We start from the raw sequence: 16,364 nt of genomic DNA, 5'->3' as shown, positions 1-16,364 counted from the left end.
TGACTACGATCACTTACGCCGCGGTAGCCACCCGATTGCCTTGCTTTCAGGGGCAGTTACGCCTGCTCACGCAGCTGCTCCTCGCTCAGTCCCTGCCGCCAGTACCCCACGAAGGTGACCCGGCGCCGGTCGACGCCGCGCTCCCCGACGAAGTGCCGGCGCAACGCCTTCACGCTGCCGGATTCACCGGCGATCCAGACGTACGGGTGCTCGGCGGGCGGGAGTTGGGCGGCGCGGATGGCGTCGATGGCCTCTTCCCGGACCAGCCAGGTGATCTCGGCGTCGGCCTCGGTCGCCAGGTCCTGGATGTCCCCGGCGTCGTGCACCTCCAGCCACACCCGGGCGCGGGTGCCGGCGGGCAGGCTTTCGAGGATGGCGGAGACGGCGGGTACGGCGCTGTCGTCGCCCCAGATCACGACGAGATCGGTGTCCTGCGGCGGCCGGAACCGGATCGCCCGGTTGTCGGCGAGGGCGGGACCGAGCACCAGGACCCGGTCACCGGCGCCGGCGCGGGAGGCCCAGTGCGAGGCGGGGCCGGCGGGGGTGTGCAGGACGAAGTCGATGTCGACCTCGTCGGGGCCGCGGCGCAGGGCGCGGAGCGTGTAGGACCGCATCACGGCGCGGACGTCGTCCGGGAGTTCACGCCAGCCCTGCCACCAGCCGTCGCCGAGTTCGAGAGGAACCTGGGGCTCGGTCTGGCCGGGGTGCGGCAGGAAGATCGACAGGCTCTGGTCACACCCGTCGGAGAAGAAATACTCCAGATCCTCCCCACCAAAGGTGACCCGGACCATGGACGGCCCGAGCCGCCGCGTCCGTACGACCTGGAGGGAGAAGAAGCGGAAGGGGGCGGCGACGGCGGTGGTCATGGGGGGTAACTCCTGAATCGACGTCAGGGATGCCAACCTTCTTGGGGGCGCGGGGCCGCATCGATTTGCGGCCCCGCCGCGTGGGCGCGACCAGCCACAACCGGCCCGCAGTCGCCCCACAACCTCAAGTGGCTCTTCCTCAGGCGACCTTCTTGGCCTTCTCGATGGCCTCCGCGAGGCTCGTGAGAAGCGGCGTGCACTTGGCGTACGACAGGATCGGCTCGGGCGAACGCGCGATGACCTGACCGGCCTTCACCGCGGGCAGCTTCTTCCAGGTCGCCTCGGTGATGTCGGCCGGCTGAATCGTCGAGGAGCGGTCGTCCATCATGATGATGTCGGCCGGGTACTTGTCGACGTTCTCCCAGCTGAGGCTCTCGAACCAGCCGCCGCCCTCCTTCTTGGCGCTCTCCGGCGGCTCGACGAAGTTCACGCCGAGGGACTTGAAGTACTCCAGGTCGATGGAGAGGTTCGTGCCGGAGACGTAGAAGATGTCCTGGCTGGCGGAACCGGCCATGACCTTGATCTCGGGGCGGGACTTGGCGGCCTTGCGCAGACGCTCGGCGGCGGCCTCGAAGTCCTTCTTGGACTGGGCGATCTTGTCGGCCTTCAGATCCGCGCCGAGGGACTCGGCCAGCTCCCACAGCTTCTGCAGCGGCTGGGTGATCTGGCGGTCGTAGACGGAGATCGCGGCGCTCGGGGCGAGCTTGGCGATCTTGTCCTTGGATGCCTCGGGGACGTACCAGAGGGTGCCGGCGCTGTCGAAGGTCGTGGAGATGAGGACCTCGGGGGCGAACGCCGCGTACTCCTCGACGTTGAACTGGTCCCACACGTTGCCGAAGACCGTCAGCTTGCTGATGTCCATGCCGCCGGCCTGGACGTCCGCCTTGCCGTCCTGCGTCTTGGTCGGGCCGAAGACGCCCTTGACCTCGATGCCGTAGTCGTGGAGGGCGGCCGCGACACCGACGAAGGCGACGATCTTCGTCGGGACCTTGTCGAGCTTCACGCTGGTGCCGCGGTCGTCCTTGAACGTCCAGGGGCCGGACTTGGCAGCGGTCGTGGCCTCGCCGGAGCCACTGCTTTTCGCGTCGTCGTCCCCGCACGCTGCGAGCGCGGCCCCGAGGCCGAGGGCGCCGCCCGCGGCGAGTATGCCGCGGCGGGTGAGGTGGGAGGCTCTGGCGTTGGGCATGGGTACGCTGCTTTCGAACAGGGCGGATCACCCGCCGGACAATTCGAAGGTAGGTTAGCCTAACCTCAGCACTTGTCCAGAGGTGGGGCCGGTGTGGCAGGTGTCACCGTGCCCAGGGGTGTCCTGCAGCGGGACCTGGGTATGCCTAGCCCTTCGCGACGATGCGCCGTGCCGCCTCCACCTTCTCGCGGTGGGCCGTGCGGAGTTTCTTCAAGGCCGCGCCGTCCTTGTCGATGTCCGCCTGCTGGATGCTGGATTCGGCCTTCAACCAGATATCGAGCAGCCCGGTCTCTTCCTTGCAGCGCACATCCGCGACCGCGGTCTCCTTCTCCTTCGCGGAAATCTCCTCGCCCTGGAATGCCTTGTTGTTGAGGGGGTCAAGCGGAGACGGGTATCGGAATCCAGAACTCCGCATGCAGGCGGACCATTTCCGGAATCCCTCATTCACCGACGGGTCGGCGAGGGAATCCTCGTAGCTCTGCGTGGAGATACGGCGTGCGATCTCCGCCCCTGCCGGATCGTCATACTCCTTCGAGAGCTGTGCGACCGACTGGCCGAAGCAGCCGTTCGAGGGCACCTCTTTCCCCTTGTACGTGATTCTTTCGCTACTGCCCTGCGCCGCGCCCCGGTTTCCGTAGAACACCTGGAGGGCGTCCTTCGGGAGGTCGGGTCCGGGCGGCAGGGGGCCGAGGTCGGCGTGGTACCCGAGGCGGGCCGCCTCGCTCGCGCTGGCCAGCCCGTAGCGGCGGTCGGCGGGCGGTGAGGTTTCGGTGTCCGGCTTCGACGGCTTGTAGGAGATACCGAACGTGCGCAGACAGCGCTGCGTCAGAACCTGTTGCGCGGACTCGATCGCGGCTGTCTCGGTATCGGTGTAGCTGTAGCGGGCGATGGGCAGCTGGTCGACATAGTTGACCTGCGGCTCTGCCGCGGTGCCGCTCGATGCGGCGGGATTCTCGGCGGCCCCGGCCGGGCCGCCGCCCTCGCCCGGACCGCTCCCGGAGGAGCAGCCGAGCAGGGCGGCGGCCAGGGCCAGGCACGCGGGTGCCAGGCGTCGCACGCGGATCAGAACTTGTAGCAGTTGCCGTCGTAACGGCCGTACCCGAAGGAGGCGTTGTTGTTGTACGTGTTCTTGAGCTGGTGCGCGGACCCGAACTCATCCATGGCGTCGCAGGCGCCCGCGAGGTTGCTGTTGTAGTAGATCACCAGGTTGTAGGGAGCCAGGTTGAGCGCGGAGGCGGCGTTGTTCTTGACGGCCTGGCCCTTTCCGGCGCCGGTGCTCAGGAACGTGTAGCCGTTAAGGCTGTAGTGGTCGAACCCGCGGAACACGGTGCGGGAACCGGCCTGACCCGTGTTGTAGTAGAACACCATGCAGTACGTCTGGGTGTCGGGGCAGGTAAGCGCCGCGTCGGCATTCGACTGCGGGGCGACCCCGATTACCAGACCCGCCGTGGCGGCGGCGGTCACGCCAAGGGAAGCGAGCTTTCGGCTCAAGCGCATGACAGATCCCCAATGTTGGTCAAGCACGGATGAAGCGGCGCCCCGGAACTTCTCGCCGCGTGAGCCGAGTGATCGTAACAACCCTTGATTTACTAGGGAATTGATATTGCTGCTGTGTCACATGCTGACGGAGGGACATCGGAGACTTTGTCGTCAGATGTCCCCGGCACATGTCGGGTGCTCTAGCCCACCAGCCCCAACTCCCGCGCGATCAGCATCCGTTGCACCTCGCTCGTGCCCTCGCCGATCTCCAGGATCTTGGAGTCCCGCCACATGCGGGCGACCGGGTACTCGTTCATGAAGCCGTAGCCGCCATGGATCTGCGTCGCGTCGCGGGCGTTGTCCACCGCGATCGTCGAGGAGTGCAGCTTCGCCAGGGCCGCCTCCTTCTTGAAGGGCTCCCCGGCGACCAGGCGGCTCGCCGCGTCGCGCCACGCCAGGCGGGCCGTGTACGCCTTCATCTCCATGTCGGCGATCTTGAACTGGATGGCCTGGTTGGCGCCGATGGGGCGGCCGAAGGCGTGGCGCTCCTTGGCGTACTTCACCGACTCGTCCACGCAGCCCTGCGCCAGGCCGGTCCCGAGCGCCGCGATGGCGATCCGGCCTTCGTCCAGGATGCGCAGGAACTGGGCGTAGCCACGCCCCTCCTCGCCCAGGAGGTTGGCCGCCGGGACGCGGACGTCCGCGAAGGACAGCTCACGGGTGTCGGAGGCGTTCCAGCCGACCTTGGAGTAGGGGGCCGCGACCGTGAAGCCGGGGGTGCCGGACGGGACGATGATGGAGGAGATCAGCGGCTTGCCGTCGGCCTTGCGCCCGGTCACCGCGGTGACCGTGACCAGGCCCGTGATGTCCGTACCGGAGTTGGTGATGAAGCACTTGCTGCCGTTGATCACCCATTCGTTCGTCGACTCGTCCAGGCGGGCCGTCGTGCGGGTCGCGCCCGCGTCGCTGCCGCCGTCCGGCTCGGTCAGACCGAAGGCGCCCAGCATCTCGCCGGAGCACAGGCGGGGGAGCCACTCGCGCTTCTGCTCCGGCGTGCCGAAGAGATGGATCGGCATCGCGCCCAGGGAGACGCCGGCCTCCAGCGTGATGGCGACCGAGGAGTCCACCCGGGCCAGCTCCTCCAGCACCAGGCCGAGCGCCAGATAGTCGCCGCCCATGCCGCCGTACTCCTCCGGGAACGGCAGGCCGAACAGGCCCATGCGGCCCATCTCCCGGACGATCTCGTACGGGAACTCATGACGCTCGTAGAAGTCGCCGATCTTGGGCGCCACCACGTCGTGGGCGAACTCCTCCACCGTGCGGCGGAGTTGCTCGAGTTCGGGGGAGAGACGGTGGTCCATGGCTGTTCACTGCTCCTTGTGGGAGAGGGCTCGTACGGTGCGGGACGGGCTGGGTCGGCCCAGTTGTTCGGCCATCCAGGCGCTGGTGGCGACGAGACGGTCGAGGTCGACTCCGGTGTCGATGCCGAGGCCCCGCAGCATCCACACGAGGTCTTCCGTGGCGAGGTTTCCGGTGGCGGACTTGGCGTACGGGCAGCCGCCCAGGCCGCCGGCGGAGGCGTCGATCGTGGTGACGCCGTGTTCCAGGGCGGCGTAGGTGTTGGCGAGCGCCTGGCCGTAGGTGTCGTGGAAGTGCACGCCGATGACATTCGTCGGCACGCCCTCCTCGTTGAGGAGGGAGAGCAGTTCGAGCACGTGCCCCGGGGTCGCGACGCCGATGGTGTCGCCGAGGCTCAGCTCGTCGCAGCCCATGTCCCGCAGCGCCTTGCAGACGCGGACGACCTGGTGGAGGGGGACCTCGCCCTCCCAGGGGTCGCCGAAGCACATGGACACATAGCCGCGGACGTGGAGGTTGTTGTCCTTTGCCCGCTTCACGACCGGGTCGAACACCGCCAGCGACTCGTCCAGCGTGCGGTTGAGGTTGGCCTTGGCGAAGGACTCCGTGGCGCTGGCGAAGACGGCGACCCGGCGGGCGCCGAGGGCCAGGGCGCGGTCCAGGCCCCGGTTGTTGGGGACCAGGACGGGCAGGCGCACCCCCGGCAGGTCGGCGACGAGCGGGAACAGCTGCTCGGCGTCCGCGAGTTGGGGCACCCACTTGGGGTGGACGAAGCTCGTGGCCTCGATCGTCGTCAGCCCCGCGTCGGCGAGCCGGCGGACGAACTCCGCCTTGACCTCGGTCGGCACGGTCGACTTCTCGTTCTGCAGACCGTCGCGCGCGCCGACCTCGTGGATCCGGACCCGGACGGGCAGGTCCGTCGCCGGTACCACCATGGGCAGGGTCATAGCTTCTCCTCCACGGATGCCTCCACGGGTGTGATGACCGCCAGGACCTGGTCCATGGCGACCGTCGTGCCGGGTGTGACGTCCAGTTCGGCGACCGTGCCGGCGTGCGGGGCGGAGATGACGTGCTCCATCTTCATCGCCTCCACCACCAGCAGGCTCTGTCCGGCGCTCACCTCGTCGCCCACGGCGACCTTCACGACCGTCACCGTCCCCGGCATGGGTGCGGTGAGCGAGTCGGCGCCCGCGTGCCCCGCGCGCGTGAGGGACGCGGCGACCGGGTCGTGGTCGCGTACGTGCCAGGCGTCGCCGTCCCGGCCCAGCCAGGTGCCGTCCGGCAGCGTGGCGAGGTGGAAGGTGTGGCGGACGCCGTCCAGGGTCACGGACACGCGGCCGTCCGTGACGGTGGCGGAGCCGCGCGGGGCGTACTCCACCGGGTCCTGCACCCGGAGCGGGAAGCCGACGGGCTTCGGGGTCCCGCCGAGCCGCCAGCCGCTCGGCACCGAGAACGGGTCCGTCCAGCCGTCGCCCTTCGGCCGCAGCGCCTGAAGCCGAACGGCCGCCGCGGCCTCGTAGACCTCGTCGGGTACGTCCGTGGCGACCAGGTCGTCCACCACGCGCTCGACCAGGCCCGTGTCCAACTCGCCCGCCACGACCGCCGGATGAGCGAGCAGCCGCCGCAGGAACCCGGCGTTCGTCTGCACGCCCAGCGTGACCGTCTCCGCGAGCGCGGCCCGGAGCTTCCTGAGCGCGGTCGCGCGGTCGGGGCCGTACGCGATCACCTTGGACAGCATCGGGTCGTACAGGCTCCCGACCTCCGTGCCCTCGCTGAGCCCGGAGTCGGTGCGGATGCCGTCGCCCTGGGGCTCGCGCAGGCTGAGGACGGTGCCGCCGGAGGGGAGGAAGCCGCGGGCGGGGTCCTCCGCGCAGATGCGTGCCTCGATCGCGTGGCCGGTGAGGCGGATGTCGTCCTGCCCGAAGGCGAACGGCTCGCCCGCCGCCACCCGCAGCTGCCACTCCACCAGGTCGAGGCCGGTGATCAGCTCGGTGACCGGGTGCTCCACCTGGAGGCGGGTGTTCATCTCCATGAAGTAGTACGACGACGGGTCGCCGCCCGGCACGATGAACTCGACCGTGCCCGCGCCCCGGTAGCCGCACGAGCGCGCCGCCTGCACGGCCGCCTCGCCCATCCCCGCGCGCGTGGCCTCGTCGAGGAGCACACTGGGCGCCTCCTCGATGATCTTCTGGTGCCGGCGCTGCAACGAGCACTCGCGCTCGCCCAGGTGCACCACATTGCCGTGGCCGTCGGCCAGGACCTGGATCTCGATGTGCCGGGGCCGGTCCACCCACCGCTCGACCAGGAGTGTGTCGTCGCCGAAGGAGGCGCGGGCCTCACGGCGGGCGGCGGCGACCTCGTCCGCCAGCTGCGCCTCGTCCCGCACCAGCCGCATGCCCTTGCCGCCACCGCCGGCGGAGGGCTTGAGCAGCACGGGCATGCCGATCTCACGGGCGGCGTCGGCGAGTTCGGAGTCGGAGAGCCCGCTGCCGCTCGACCCGGGCACGACCGGCACCCCGGCCGCCTTCACCGTCTCCTTGGCCCGGATCTTGTCGCCCATGAGGGAGATGGCCTCGGCGGGCGGCCCGATGAACACCAGCCCGGCATCGGCGCACGCGCGCGCGAAGGCCGCGTTCTCCGCCAGGAAGCCGTACCCGGGGTGGACCGCCTGGGCTCCGGTGCGGGCGGCGGCCTCCAGCAGCCGCTCCACCGACAGATAGCTCTCGGAGGCCGGCGCCGGACCGATCCGTACCGCCGTGTCGGCCTCCCGGACGTGCCGGGCGTCGGCGTCCGCGTCGGAGAAGACGGCCACCGAGCGCACGCCCAGCGAGCGGAGCGTACGGATCACGCGGACGGCGATCTCGCCCCGGTTGGCCACGAGCACTGTGTCGAACATGGGTCCCCTCCTCACATCCGGAAGACGCCGAACTGGGGCTCACCCAGAGGCGCGTTGCCGCAGGCTGTCAGTGCCAGGCCCAGCACCTGCCGGGTCTCCAGCGGGTCGATGACGCCGTCGTCCCAGAGGCGGGCCGTGGCGTAGTAGGCGCTGCCCTGGTGGTCGTACTGCACCCGGACCGGCGCCTTGAAGGCCTCCTCGGCCTCCATGGGCCAGTCCTCGCCGCGCGCCTCCAACTGGTCGCGCTTGACGGTCGCGAGGACCGAGGCGGCCTGCTCGCCGCCCATGACGGAGATCTTGGCGTTGGGCCACATCCACAGGAAGCGGGGCGAGTACGCCCGCCCGCACATCGAGTAGTTCCCGGCGCCGTACGAACCGCCGACCACCACCGTCAGCTTCGGCACGCGCGTGCAGGCCACCGCCGTGACCATCTTGGCGCCGTGCTTGGCGATGCCGCCGGCCTCGTAGTCCTTGCCGACCATGAACCCGGAGATGTTCTGCAGGAAGATCAGCGGGATCCCGCGCTGGTCGCACAGCTCGATGAAGTGGGCGCCCTTCTGGGCGGACTCGGAGAACAGGATGCCGTTGTTGGCCACGATGCCGACCGGGTGCCCGTGGATGCGGGCGAAGCCGGTGATGAGGGTCTGGCCGAACTCCGACTTGAACTCCGAGAAGCGGGAGCCGTCGACCACGCGCGCGATGATCTCGCGTGCGTCGTAGGGGGTGCGGGAGTCGACGGGGACGGCGCCGTAGAGACCGTAGGGGTCGACCTTCGGTTCGGCGGCGGGCGTCACCTCCCAGGGGAGCGCCCCGCGCGCGGGGAGGGTCGCGACGATGTTCCGCACGATCCGCAGCGCGTGCGGGTCGTCCTCGGCGAGGTGATCGGTCACGCCGGACACGCGCGCGTGGACGTCTCCGCCGCCGAGCTCCTCCGCCGTGACGACCTCACCGGTCGCGGCCTTCACCAGCGGCGGGCCGCCGAGGAAGATCGTGCCCTGGTTGCGGACGATGACGGCCTCGTCGCTCATCGCGGGGACATAGGCGCCGCCGGCCGTGCAGGACCCGAGCACGGCCGCGATCTGCGGGATCCCGGCGCCCGACATGCGGGCCTGGTTGTAGAAGATCCGCCCGAAGTGCTCCCGGTCCGGGAAGACCTCGTCCTGCATCGGCAGGAAGGCGCCGCCCGAGTCGACCAGATACAGACACGGCAGCCGGTTCTCCAGGGCCACCTCCTGCGCGCGCAGGTGCTTCTTCACGGTCATCGGGTAGTACGTGCCGCCCTTGACCGTGGCGTCGTTGGCCACGATGACGCACTCGCGCCCGCTGACCCGCCCGATCCCGGCGATGACGCCGGCGGCCGGGGCCTGCCCGTCGTACAGCCCGTCGGCGGCGAGGGGAGCGAGCTCCAGAAAGGGCGATCCGGGGTCGAGGAGGGTGTCCACGCGCTCGCGCGGCAGCAGCTTGCCGCGCGCGGTGTGCCGGGCGCGTGCCTTCTCACCGCCGCCGAGCCTGGCCGCGGCGAGCTTGCCGCGCAGTTCCTCCGCGAGCGCCCGGTGGGCCTCCTCGTTGGCCCGAAAGGCCTCCGACGCGGGATCTGCCGCGCTGTGAAGCTCCGGTGCCTCTTGCATCCTGCGGTCCCCTCACCCAGTGGTCGACTGTTAATGAGCGTTAACCATTTCCTTCAGGTTAACGACCGCTAACCTCCCTGTCTAGAATTGCTTGCATGGCCACCAGAACCGACGCCCCGACCCGCCGCGAACAGATCCTCAAGGAAGCCGCGCGACTCTTCGCCGAGCGTGGCTTCCACGGCGTCGGTGTCGACGAGATAGGCGCCGCCGTGGGCATCAGCGGCCCCGGTCTCTACCGGCACTTCGCCGGCAAGGACGCGATGCTCGCCGAGCTGCTCGTCGGCATCAGCGGCTCGCTGCTGACAGGCGCGAAGCGGCGCCTCGCGGAGGCCGACGGGGTGCCGGCCGAGGCGGTCCTCGACTCCCTCATCGAGGGCCACATCGACTTCGCCCTCGACGACCGCCCCCTCATCACCCTGCACGACCGCGAGCTGGACCGCCTGCGCGACAGCGACCGCAAGCTCGTACGCCAGCTCCAGCGGCAGTACGTCGAGCTGTGGGTGGAGGTGGTGCGCGAGGTGTACCCGGAACTGGCCGAGCCCGCGGCCCGCTCGGCGGTCCACTCGGTCTTCGGCCTGCTCAACTCGACACCGCACCTGGGGCGGCCGGGCTCACTGCCGGGGCGCGGGGTGACGGCGGAGCTGCTGCACCGGATGGCTCGGGGGGCGTTCGCGGCTGCCGGGGCGGAGTGAGTCGTAGGGACGGCTAGCCCTCCGTGGGTGCGCTCAGGTGTCGCAGCACCGCCAGGACGCGGCGGCTGTATCCGGTCGTGCCGGTCAGGCCGAGCTTGTCGAAGATCGCGTTGATGTGTTTCTCCACCGCGCTGCGGGAGACGTGCAGCCGCTGTGCGATGGCGTCGTTGGTGCAGCCCTCGGCCATCAGCGCCAGGACGTCCCCCTCCCGGGGGGTGAGCCGGTGCAGCGGCTCGGCGCGGGCGCCGCGGGTGAGCAGCCGCCGGACCACCTCGGGGTCGAACGCGGTGCCGCCGGCGCCGACCCGGTCCAGGGCGGCGAGGAACTCCTCCACCTGCATGACCCGGTCCTTGAGGAGGTAGCCGATGCCCTCGCTGCTGCCGCTGAGCAGCTCGGTGGCGTAGCGGCCCTCGACGTACTGGGAGAGGACGAGTACGGCCGTGCCGGGATGCCGCTCGCGGATCCGGAGCGCGGCGCGCAGGCCCTCGTCGGTGTGCGTGGGCGGCATGCGCACGTCCACCACGACGATGTCGGGCGGGTCGGCGGCGACGGCCGCCAGCAGCGCGTCCGCGTCGCCCACAGCGGCCGTCACGTCATGGCCCTCGTCGGCGAGCAGCCGGACGAGGCCCTCCCGCAGCAGTGCCGAGTCCTCGGCGATCATCACGCGCACGGCAGCTCCGCGGTGATCACGGTCGGGCCGCCGGGCGGGCTGTCCACATCGAGCCGGCCGTCGAGCGCGGCGACCCGCCGGGACAGGCCGACGCTGGGCGGTCCGGGCGCCGGACTGGCCATCGCCCTGGAGAACCTCTTCCCGCCGCTGCCCAGCGAGGTGATCCTGCCGCTCGCGGGGTTCACGGCGAGCCAGGGCCGGATGGACGTCTTCGCCGCCGTCGCCTGGACGACCGCGGGTTCGGTGGTGGGCGCGCTGGCCCTGTACCTGCTCGGCGCGCTCTTCGGCCGCGACCGGGTGATCGCGGCGGCGGCGCGGCTGCCGCTGGTGAAGGTCGCCGACGTGGAGCGGACGGAGGCGTGGTTCCTCCGGCACGGCACCAAGGCCGTGTTCTTCGGCCGCTTCGTGCCCCTCTTCCGCAGCCTGATCTCGATACCGGCCGGCGTCGAACGCATGCGGCTGCCCACCTTCCTCGCCCTCACCGCGGCGGGCAGCCTCATCTGGAACACCGCCTTCATCGCGGGCGGCTACGCCCTGGGCGCGCGCTGGCACGAGGTCACCGACGTGGTGGGCCTCTACTCCAAGGTGATCCTGGCGGTGGTGGCCGCGGCGGGCCTGGCCTTCGTGGCCGTACGGCTGCTGCGGGCGGGGCGTGGGGAGCGGCGGCGCCCGGCGGGTCGGGATCCGGAAGGCGCCCCTAGAGTGGTCCTCGCTCCAGCGGGATGCCAGTGCGGCGAGGGGGACGGATGACCGAGGAAGCCGACGCCGCCCGCAGCGCCGCGGCGCGGGCGATCATCGACGGCAACATGTACATGGTGCTCGCCACGGTCGGCCCCGACGGCGCTCCCTGGGCCACGCCGGTCTTCTACTCCACCGAGGACGGACGGGACTTCTATTGGGTCTCGTCCCCCGAGGTCACGCACTCCCGCAACCTCGCCCATGAGCCCCGGGTCGGCATCGTCATCCATGACTCCCGTGCACCGGTCGGCACGGCGGGCCCGCGTGCGCTGTACCTGAGCGCCACCGCGACGGAGTTGGACGGGGCGCAGGCGCTCCAGGGGCTGCGGGTCATCCCCGGCCCGGCCGGCCGCGGCGGACGGGCACTGGATCCGGACGAGGTGCGCCCGCCGGCGCCGTGGCGGGTGTACCGGGCGCGGGTGACCGCGTACTCGATGATCTGCCCGCGCGAGGAGGGCCGGCCGTGCGCCGAGCACGGGCTGGACCACGAGCATCGGGGGGACGTACGGCTCTGACGCGCTTGCGGGAGCGGTGAGCGTGACGAGCGTTACGGCGGGGACCCCCTGGACGGTTCTTCGTACTCGCCGGTACGGTTGAGTGAGCAAGCGCTTAGACATGTACCGGTGGAGGTGGACGGCGTGCGCCGTACGGTGTTCAACGAGGATCACGAGGCATTCCGGGAGACCATCCGCGCCTTCATCGAGGCCGAGGTCGTACCGGTCTACGACGAGTGGTTCGCGGCAGGCCAGGCGCCCCGCGACTTCTACTACAAGCTCGCCGAGCTCGGCGTCTTCGGCATCCGCGTCGACGAGGAGTTCGGCGGCGCCGGCATCGACTCGTACAAGTTCGAGGCGGTGATGTACGAGGAGACCGCCCGCGCGGGTGTGCAGTTCGGCGGCTCCGGCGTGCACGTGCTGCTCGGCCTTCCGTACATCAAGATGCTCGCCTCCGACGAGCAGAAGAAGCGGTTCCTGCCGAAGTTCGTCTCCGGTGAGGAGATGTGGGCGCTGGCGATGACCGAGCCGGGCACCGGCTCCGACCTCGCGGGCATGAAGACCACCGCCAAGCTCTCCGAGGACGGCACGCACTACGTCCTCAACGGCGCCAAGACCTTCATCACCGGCGGCGTGCACGCCGACCGCGTGATCGTCTGCGCCCGCACCGACGCGCCCAGCGCCGAGGACCGCCGCCACGGCATCTCCCTGTTCGCCGTGGACACCAAGTCCGAGGGCTACTCCGTCGGCCGCAAGCTCGACAAGCTGGGCCTGAAGACCTCCGACACCGCCGAGCTGGCGTTCGTCGACGTGAAGGTCCCGGTCGAGGACCTCCTCGGCGAGGAGAACAAGGGCTTCTACTACCTCGGCCACAACCTGGCCTCCGAGCGCTGGGGCATCGCCTTCGGCGCCTACGCGCAGGCCAAGGCCGCCGTCCGGTTCGCCAAGGAGTACGTGCAGGACCGCACCGTCTTCGGCAAGTCCGTCGCGTCCTTCCAGAACACCAAGTTCGAGCTGGCCGCCTGCCAGGCCGAGGTCGACGCGGCCGAGGCCGTCGCCGACCGCGCCCTTGAGGCCCTGGACGCCGGCGAGCTGACCCCCGCCGAGGCCGCCTCCGCGAAGCTGTTCTGCACCGAGGTCGCGCACCGCGTGATCGACCGCTGCCTCCAGCTGCACGGCGGCTACGGCTTCATGAACGAGTACCCGATCGCCCGCCTGTACGCGGACAACCGCGTCAACCGCATCTACGGCGGCACCAGCGAGATCATGAAGACGATCATCGCGAAGGACATGGGCCTGTAAGGCTCCTGACATCCCCTGCCAGTAGAAAAGGTGCCATGAACGAGGCACTACAGGGTCTCCTCGATCTGCTCGACCTGGAGCAGATCGAGGAGAACATCTTCCGCGGCCAGTCCCGCTCCGCCGTCGTCCCGCGTGTCTTCGGCGGTCAGGTCGCGGCCCAGGCGCTCGTCGCCGCCGGCCGCACGGTCCCCGCGGACCGGCCCGCCCACTCCCTCCACGCGTACTTCCTGCGCATGGGGGACCCGGGCGCGCCCATCGTCTACAACGTCGACCGCATGCGCGACGGCCGCTCCTTCACCACCCGCCGGGTGGTCGCCGTCCAGCACGGCAAGCCGATCTTCGCGCTGTCGGCGTCCTTCCAGACGCACGAGGAGGGCCTGGACCACCAGATCCCGATGCCGCCCTCGCCCGACCCGGAGACGCTGCCCACCTCCGAGGACCGCCTGCGCGGGTACGACCACCTCGACCCGGCGGTCGTCGAGCGGTTCCTGGAGGCACGCCAAGCGGTCGACCTGCGCTACGTCGAGGAGCCGCCGTACGGCAAGTTCGGCGAGCCCCGCGAACCGCACTCCCAGGTCTGGTTCCGCACCAACGGCAAGCTGGAGGACGACCCGCTCCTGCACGTCGTACTCGCCACGTACGTCTCCGACATGACCCTGCTCGACTCGGTCCTGCTCGCGCACGGGCGCGGCGGCTGGGCCGTCGGGGACGTGGTCGGCGCCTCGCTGGATCACGCCATGTGGTTCCACCGCCCGTTCCGCGCCGACGAGTGGCTGCTCTACGACCAGGAGTCGCCGTCGGCCTACGGCGGCCGGGGGCTCGGGCAGGCCCGCATCTACACCCAGGACGGGCGGCTCGCGGTGTCTGTGATCCAGGAGGGCGTGGTCCGGGTTCCGCGGTGACGCGAGGCCCCGTGCCTCAACCACGGGGCGCGTTGCGCAGCCGGGCGAAGGACGTGTCCAGGCCCCGCTTCAGCAGCCGGGCCGCGGGACGCTCCACGAACCGGTGCACCAGCCAGCTCAAGCCCAGGAACCCGGCGATCACCACGGCGACCAGCAGCCGGGGGTCCATGGTGTCCCGCAGCCGGTTGATCAGCACCGTACCGGCGAGGTAGTGCGTCAGATAGAGCGGATAGGTCAGCGCACCCGCGGTGACCAGCCACTTCCAGCGGATACGGTCGGTGAAGCCCAGCGCGACGGCGACCATGAACAGCAGGAACGCCGTGTAGATCAGCGCGCTGCCGCGCCAGCCCGAGACGTGTTCGACCGACTCGATACGGCGCCCGAGTTCCACCTGCGCCATCAGCCAGGCCAGGGTCAGCATGCCCCACAGCAGCAGGTCCTGGCCGAACCGGTACATCAGGTAGAGCACCAGTCCGGCGATGAAGAACCAGGCCGCGACCGGGTTCACGATCAGGATCATCAGCCGCAGCTCGGAGATCGGCGCGAGCATCGCGGCGGTGCCCCAGACGCAGCAGAACACGACGACTCTGCGGTAGGTGAGCCCCATGGCGACGACCACGAGGAAGAGCAGGTAGAACCGCAGCTCCGTCCACAGGGTCCAGTAGACGCCGTCGACGTGCGGCGAGGCCGAACCGGACTGGAGCATGGTGAGGTTGAGCAGGATGTCGCGCAGTCGCAGCCGCTCCCACACCCCCGGCAGGGCCACGATGACGGCCGTGGTGAAGGCGATGGCGAACCAGTACGCCGGGTAGAGCCGGATGACCCGGGAGACGAAGAACTGCCGCGGGGTGCGGCCCCAGCAGGACATGCAGATGACGAAGCCGCTGATGACGAAGAAGAGTTCGACGCCGATCCAGCCGTAGGTGGAGAGGCGGAACACCGTGGGCATGATCTCGGACACCGGACGGTCCCAGACCGGGTTGCCCGGCTGGTCGAGACGGTCGGTGCCGGCGTAGTGGTGCACGGCCACCAGCACGGCGGCGAGCAGGCGGACGCCGTCGATGACGTACAGCCGGCCTCCCTCCCGCACGGGAGGCGCCGCGTGCTGCCGTATCCGGGCCGGGCGCGGCGGCTGTTCGGGCACCGACTCGGCGAGCGGGGGGAGCGGCTGTGCGGGAAGCCCTGCGTATCCACTGTTCAAAGCGTGCATCTGCACCATCCGTTCCCCTGAAACGCTCCGTCACTTCCGTTTCCGGTTGAACAGACAGCGACGTGTCTCAGGGGGATGTGTGCAGGTCGCGTACAACCCCTACTCGACCAGGCCCGCCTCGCCCAGCAGATATGCCGTCATCGGGTCGTAGAAGCGCGGGCTGACCACGTGGTCGTCCAGGGGCACCACCACCTGGACCGTCCCCTCCGCCTCCGCGAGGAACAGCGCCGGGTCGTTGCAGTCGGCGTACCCGACGGAGTCGACGCCGTGCTGGCCGGCGTATCCCGCCCAGCCGTGGTCGGCGACGACCAGGTCCGGCAGCGGGCGTCCCTCGCGCTCAAGGCCCGTGAGGATCGCCTTCATCGGCGCCCCGGAGTGGGTGTGCCAGAGGGTGGCGCCGTGTTCGAGGACCGCGACGTCCGCGAACTGCATGACGTAACCCTCGTCGGTCTGCAGGCCCTCCGGGATCACGACGATCTCGCAGCCGGCCGCCCGCAGAGCGTCCGCGGTCGCGCGGTGGACGTCCAGCAGGCCGCCCGGGTGACCGGTCGCGAACAGGACCCGCTGCCCGCCGTCCGCCGCCTTGCGCAGCCGGGCCGCCATGCGCTCCAGCGCGGCCACCGTCAGCTCGGGGTCGATGGTGTCCTGGCCGTGGCGGTGCTCGGCGTCGTCGTTCACGCCGACGCGCTCCGCCATCACCGCGAGGACGTCCTGCTCGTCGGTCCAGCGGTCGCCGAGCTCCAGGCCGAGCCAGTAGTGGCGGTCGCCGTTCGCCAGCTTGCGGTAGTGGGAGAGGTTGTTCTCGCGGGGAGTGGCTACGTCGCCCGCGATACGGGTTCTGACGAGGTGGTCGACAAGCTCGGCGCGGCTGGGTGTCCCGGGTATCGGCATGGTCCCCATTGTGAGGCAGACAACTGACGGAACGCCCGAATCCGGGGCGCGTGC

At 70.3% G+C, this 16,364-nt stretch carries 16 protein-coding genes; 5 read left to right on the top strand and 11 right to left on the bottom strand.

The features are described 5' to 3' along the window. Positions 1–56: 56 nt before the first annotated feature. The 8 genes from OG254_RS18385 to OG254_RS18350 all read right to left on the bottom strand — a co-directional run bounded on the left by OG254_RS18385 (position 57) and on the right by OG254_RS18350 (position 9,411). Entirely contained in the window at positions 57–866 is an 810-nt protein-coding gene (locus OG254_RS18385) for a siderophore-interacting protein (protein WP_405583088.1), read from the bottom strand. 139 nt (positions 867–1,005) lie between these two features. Next, positions 1,006–2,052, bottom strand: a complete 1,047-nt coding sequence (locus OG254_RS18380; protein WP_405583086.1) for an ABC transporter substrate-binding protein — start codon at positions 2,050–2,052, stop codon at positions 1,006–1,008. Between the two features lie 145 nt (positions 2,053–2,197). After that, on the bottom strand, positions 2,198–3,109 hold the full coding sequence (locus tag OG254_RS18375) for a hypothetical protein (protein ID WP_405583084.1): 912 nt from the start codon (positions 3,107–3,109) through the stop codon (positions 2,198–2,200). Positions 3,110–3,114: 5 nt separating this feature from the next. Further along, complete coding sequence (locus OG254_RS18370; RefSeq protein WP_405583082.1) at positions 3,115–3,516, bottom strand: peptidase inhibitor family I36 protein; 402 nt, start codon at positions 3,514–3,516, stop codon at positions 3,115–3,117. Between the two features lie 215 nt (positions 3,517–3,731). Next, positions 3,732–4,892: an acyl-CoA dehydrogenase family protein gene (locus OG254_RS18365; RefSeq protein ID WP_405583080.1), complete on the bottom strand. Its 1,161-nt coding sequence runs from the start codon at positions 4,890–4,892 to the stop codon at positions 3,732–3,734. A 6-nt stretch (positions 4,893–4,898) separates the two neighbouring features. Further along, the gene (locus OG254_RS18360; RefSeq protein ID WP_405583078.1) at positions 4,899–5,834 is read right to left on the bottom strand and encodes a hydroxymethylglutaryl-CoA lyase; all 936 of its coding nucleotides are present in this window, start codon (positions 5,832–5,834) and stop codon (positions 4,899–4,901) included. After that, positions 5,831–7,783: an acetyl/propionyl/methylcrotonyl-CoA carboxylase subunit alpha gene (locus OG254_RS18355; protein ID WP_405583076.1), complete on the bottom strand. Its 1,953-nt coding sequence runs from the start codon at positions 7,781–7,783 to the stop codon at positions 5,831–5,833. Before OG254_RS18355 ends, OG254_RS18360 begins: the two co-directional genes overlap by 4 nt. 11 nt (positions 7,784–7,794) lie before the next feature. Next, complete coding sequence (locus OG254_RS18350) at positions 7,795–9,411, bottom strand: carboxyl transferase domain-containing protein (RefSeq protein ID WP_405583074.1); 1,617 nt, start codon at positions 9,409–9,411, stop codon at positions 7,795–7,797. Between the two features lie 95 nt (positions 9,412–9,506). Here OG254_RS18350 and OG254_RS18345 point away from each other — a divergent pair, with 95 nt between their 5' ends. Beyond that, a complete protein-coding gene (locus OG254_RS18345; protein WP_405583072.1) occupies positions 9,507–10,103 on the top strand; it encodes a TetR/AcrR family transcriptional regulator in 597 nt (198 codons plus the stop codon). A 13-nt stretch (positions 10,104–10,116) separates the two neighbouring features. Here OG254_RS18345 and OG254_RS18340 read toward each other — a convergent pair whose 3' ends face one another. Further along, the gene (locus tag OG254_RS18340; RefSeq protein ID WP_405595061.1) at positions 10,117–10,764 is read right to left on the bottom strand and encodes a response regulator; all 648 of its coding nucleotides are present in this window, start codon (positions 10,762–10,764) and stop codon (positions 10,117–10,119) included. 48 nt (positions 10,765–10,812) lie between these two features. Between OG254_RS18340 and OG254_RS18335 the strand changes: the two genes are divergently transcribed. From OG254_RS18335 to tesB, 4 genes are all read left to right on the top strand, one after another. After that, positions 10,813–11,523, top strand: coding sequence for a DedA family protein (locus OG254_RS18335; protein ID WP_405595059.1), 711 nt, complete (start codon positions 10,813–10,815; stop codon positions 11,521–11,523). After that, positions 11,520–12,026, top strand: a complete 507-nt coding sequence (locus OG254_RS18330) for a pyridoxamine 5'-phosphate oxidase family protein (RefSeq protein WP_405583070.1) — start codon at positions 11,520–11,522, stop codon at positions 12,024–12,026. Before OG254_RS18335 ends, OG254_RS18330 begins: the two co-directional genes overlap by 4 nt. Positions 12,027–12,149: 123 nt before the next feature. Next, entirely contained in the window at positions 12,150–13,307 is a 1,158-nt protein-coding gene (locus OG254_RS18325) for an acyl-CoA dehydrogenase family protein (protein WP_405583068.1), read from the top strand. A 35-nt stretch (positions 13,308–13,342) separates the two neighbouring features. Then, positions 13,343–14,209 carry an acyl-CoA thioesterase II gene (gene tesB / locus OG254_RS18320; RefSeq protein ID WP_405583066.1) on the top strand — a complete coding sequence of 289 codons (867 nt, stop codon included), beginning with the start codon at positions 13,343–13,345 and terminating at the stop codon, positions 14,207–14,209. A gap of 16 nt (positions 14,210–14,225) precedes the next feature. On the opposite strand, the gene OG254_RS18315 is transcribed toward tesB, so the two are convergent. Beyond that, on the bottom strand, positions 14,226–15,419 hold the full coding sequence (locus OG254_RS18315) for an acyltransferase family protein (RefSeq protein ID WP_405583064.1): 1,194 nt from the start codon (positions 15,417–15,419) through the stop codon (positions 14,226–14,228). Positions 15,420–15,518: 99 nt separating this feature from the next. Then, entirely contained in the window at positions 15,519–16,310 is a 792-nt protein-coding gene (locus OG254_RS18310; RefSeq protein ID WP_405583062.1) for a phosphatase, read from the bottom strand. Positions 16,311–16,364 lie beyond the last annotated feature (54 nt).

Source organism: Streptomyces sp. NBC_01092, assembly GCF_045039535.1.
Taxonomy (GTDB): Bacteria; Actinomycetota; Actinomycetes; order Streptomycetales; family Streptomycetaceae; genus Streptomyces.
The sequence above is the reverse complement of the archived record's forward strand: the minus strand, read 5'-3'. Positions and strand labels throughout refer to the sequence as shown.

Bases quoted from the DNA above. Each gene is read 5' to 3' on its own strand.
- OG254_RS18385 (WP_405583088.1), bottom strand. From the start codon at position 866: ATGACCACCGCCGTCGCCGCCCCCTTCCGCTTCTTCTCCCTCCAGGTC.
- OG254_RS18380 (WP_405583086.1), bottom strand. From the start codon at position 2,052: ATGCCCAACGCCAGAGCCTCCCACCTCACCCGCCGCGGCATACTCGCC.
- OG254_RS18365 (WP_405583080.1), bottom strand. From the start codon at position 4,892: ATGGACCACCGTCTCTCCCCCGAACTCGAGCAACTCCGCCGCACGGTG.
- OG254_RS18360 (WP_405583078.1), bottom strand. From the start codon at position 5,834: ATGACCCTGCCCATGGTGGTACCGGCGACGGACCTGCCCGTCCGGGTC.
- OG254_RS18355 (WP_405583076.1), bottom strand. From the start codon at position 7,783: ATGTTCGACACAGTGCTCGTGGCCAACCGGGGCGAGATCGCCGTCCGC.
- OG254_RS18350 (WP_405583074.1), bottom strand. From the start codon at position 9,411: ATGCAAGAGGCACCGGAGCTTCACAGCGCGGCAGATCCCGCGTCGGAG.
- OG254_RS18345 (WP_405583072.1), top strand. From the start codon at position 9,507: ATGGCCACCAGAACCGACGCCCCGACCCGCCGCGAACAGATCCTCAAG.
- OG254_RS18340 (WP_405595061.1), bottom strand. From the start codon at position 10,764: ATGATCGCCGAGGACTCGGCACTGCTGCGGGAGGGCCTCGTCCGGCTG.
- OG254_RS18330 (WP_405583070.1), top strand. From the start codon at position 11,520: ATGACCGAGGAAGCCGACGCCGCCCGCAGCGCCGCGGCGCGGGCGATC.
- tesB (WP_405583066.1), top strand. From the start codon at position 13,343: ATGAACGAGGCACTACAGGGTCTCCTCGATCTGCTCGACCTGGAGCAG.
- OG254_RS18315 (WP_405583064.1), bottom strand. From the start codon at position 15,419: ATGCACGCTTTGAACAGTGGATACGCAGGGCTTCCCGCACAGCCGCTC.
- OG254_RS18310 (WP_405583062.1), bottom strand. From the start codon at position 16,310: ATGCCGATACCCGGGACACCCAGCCGCGCCGAGCTTGTCGACCACCTC.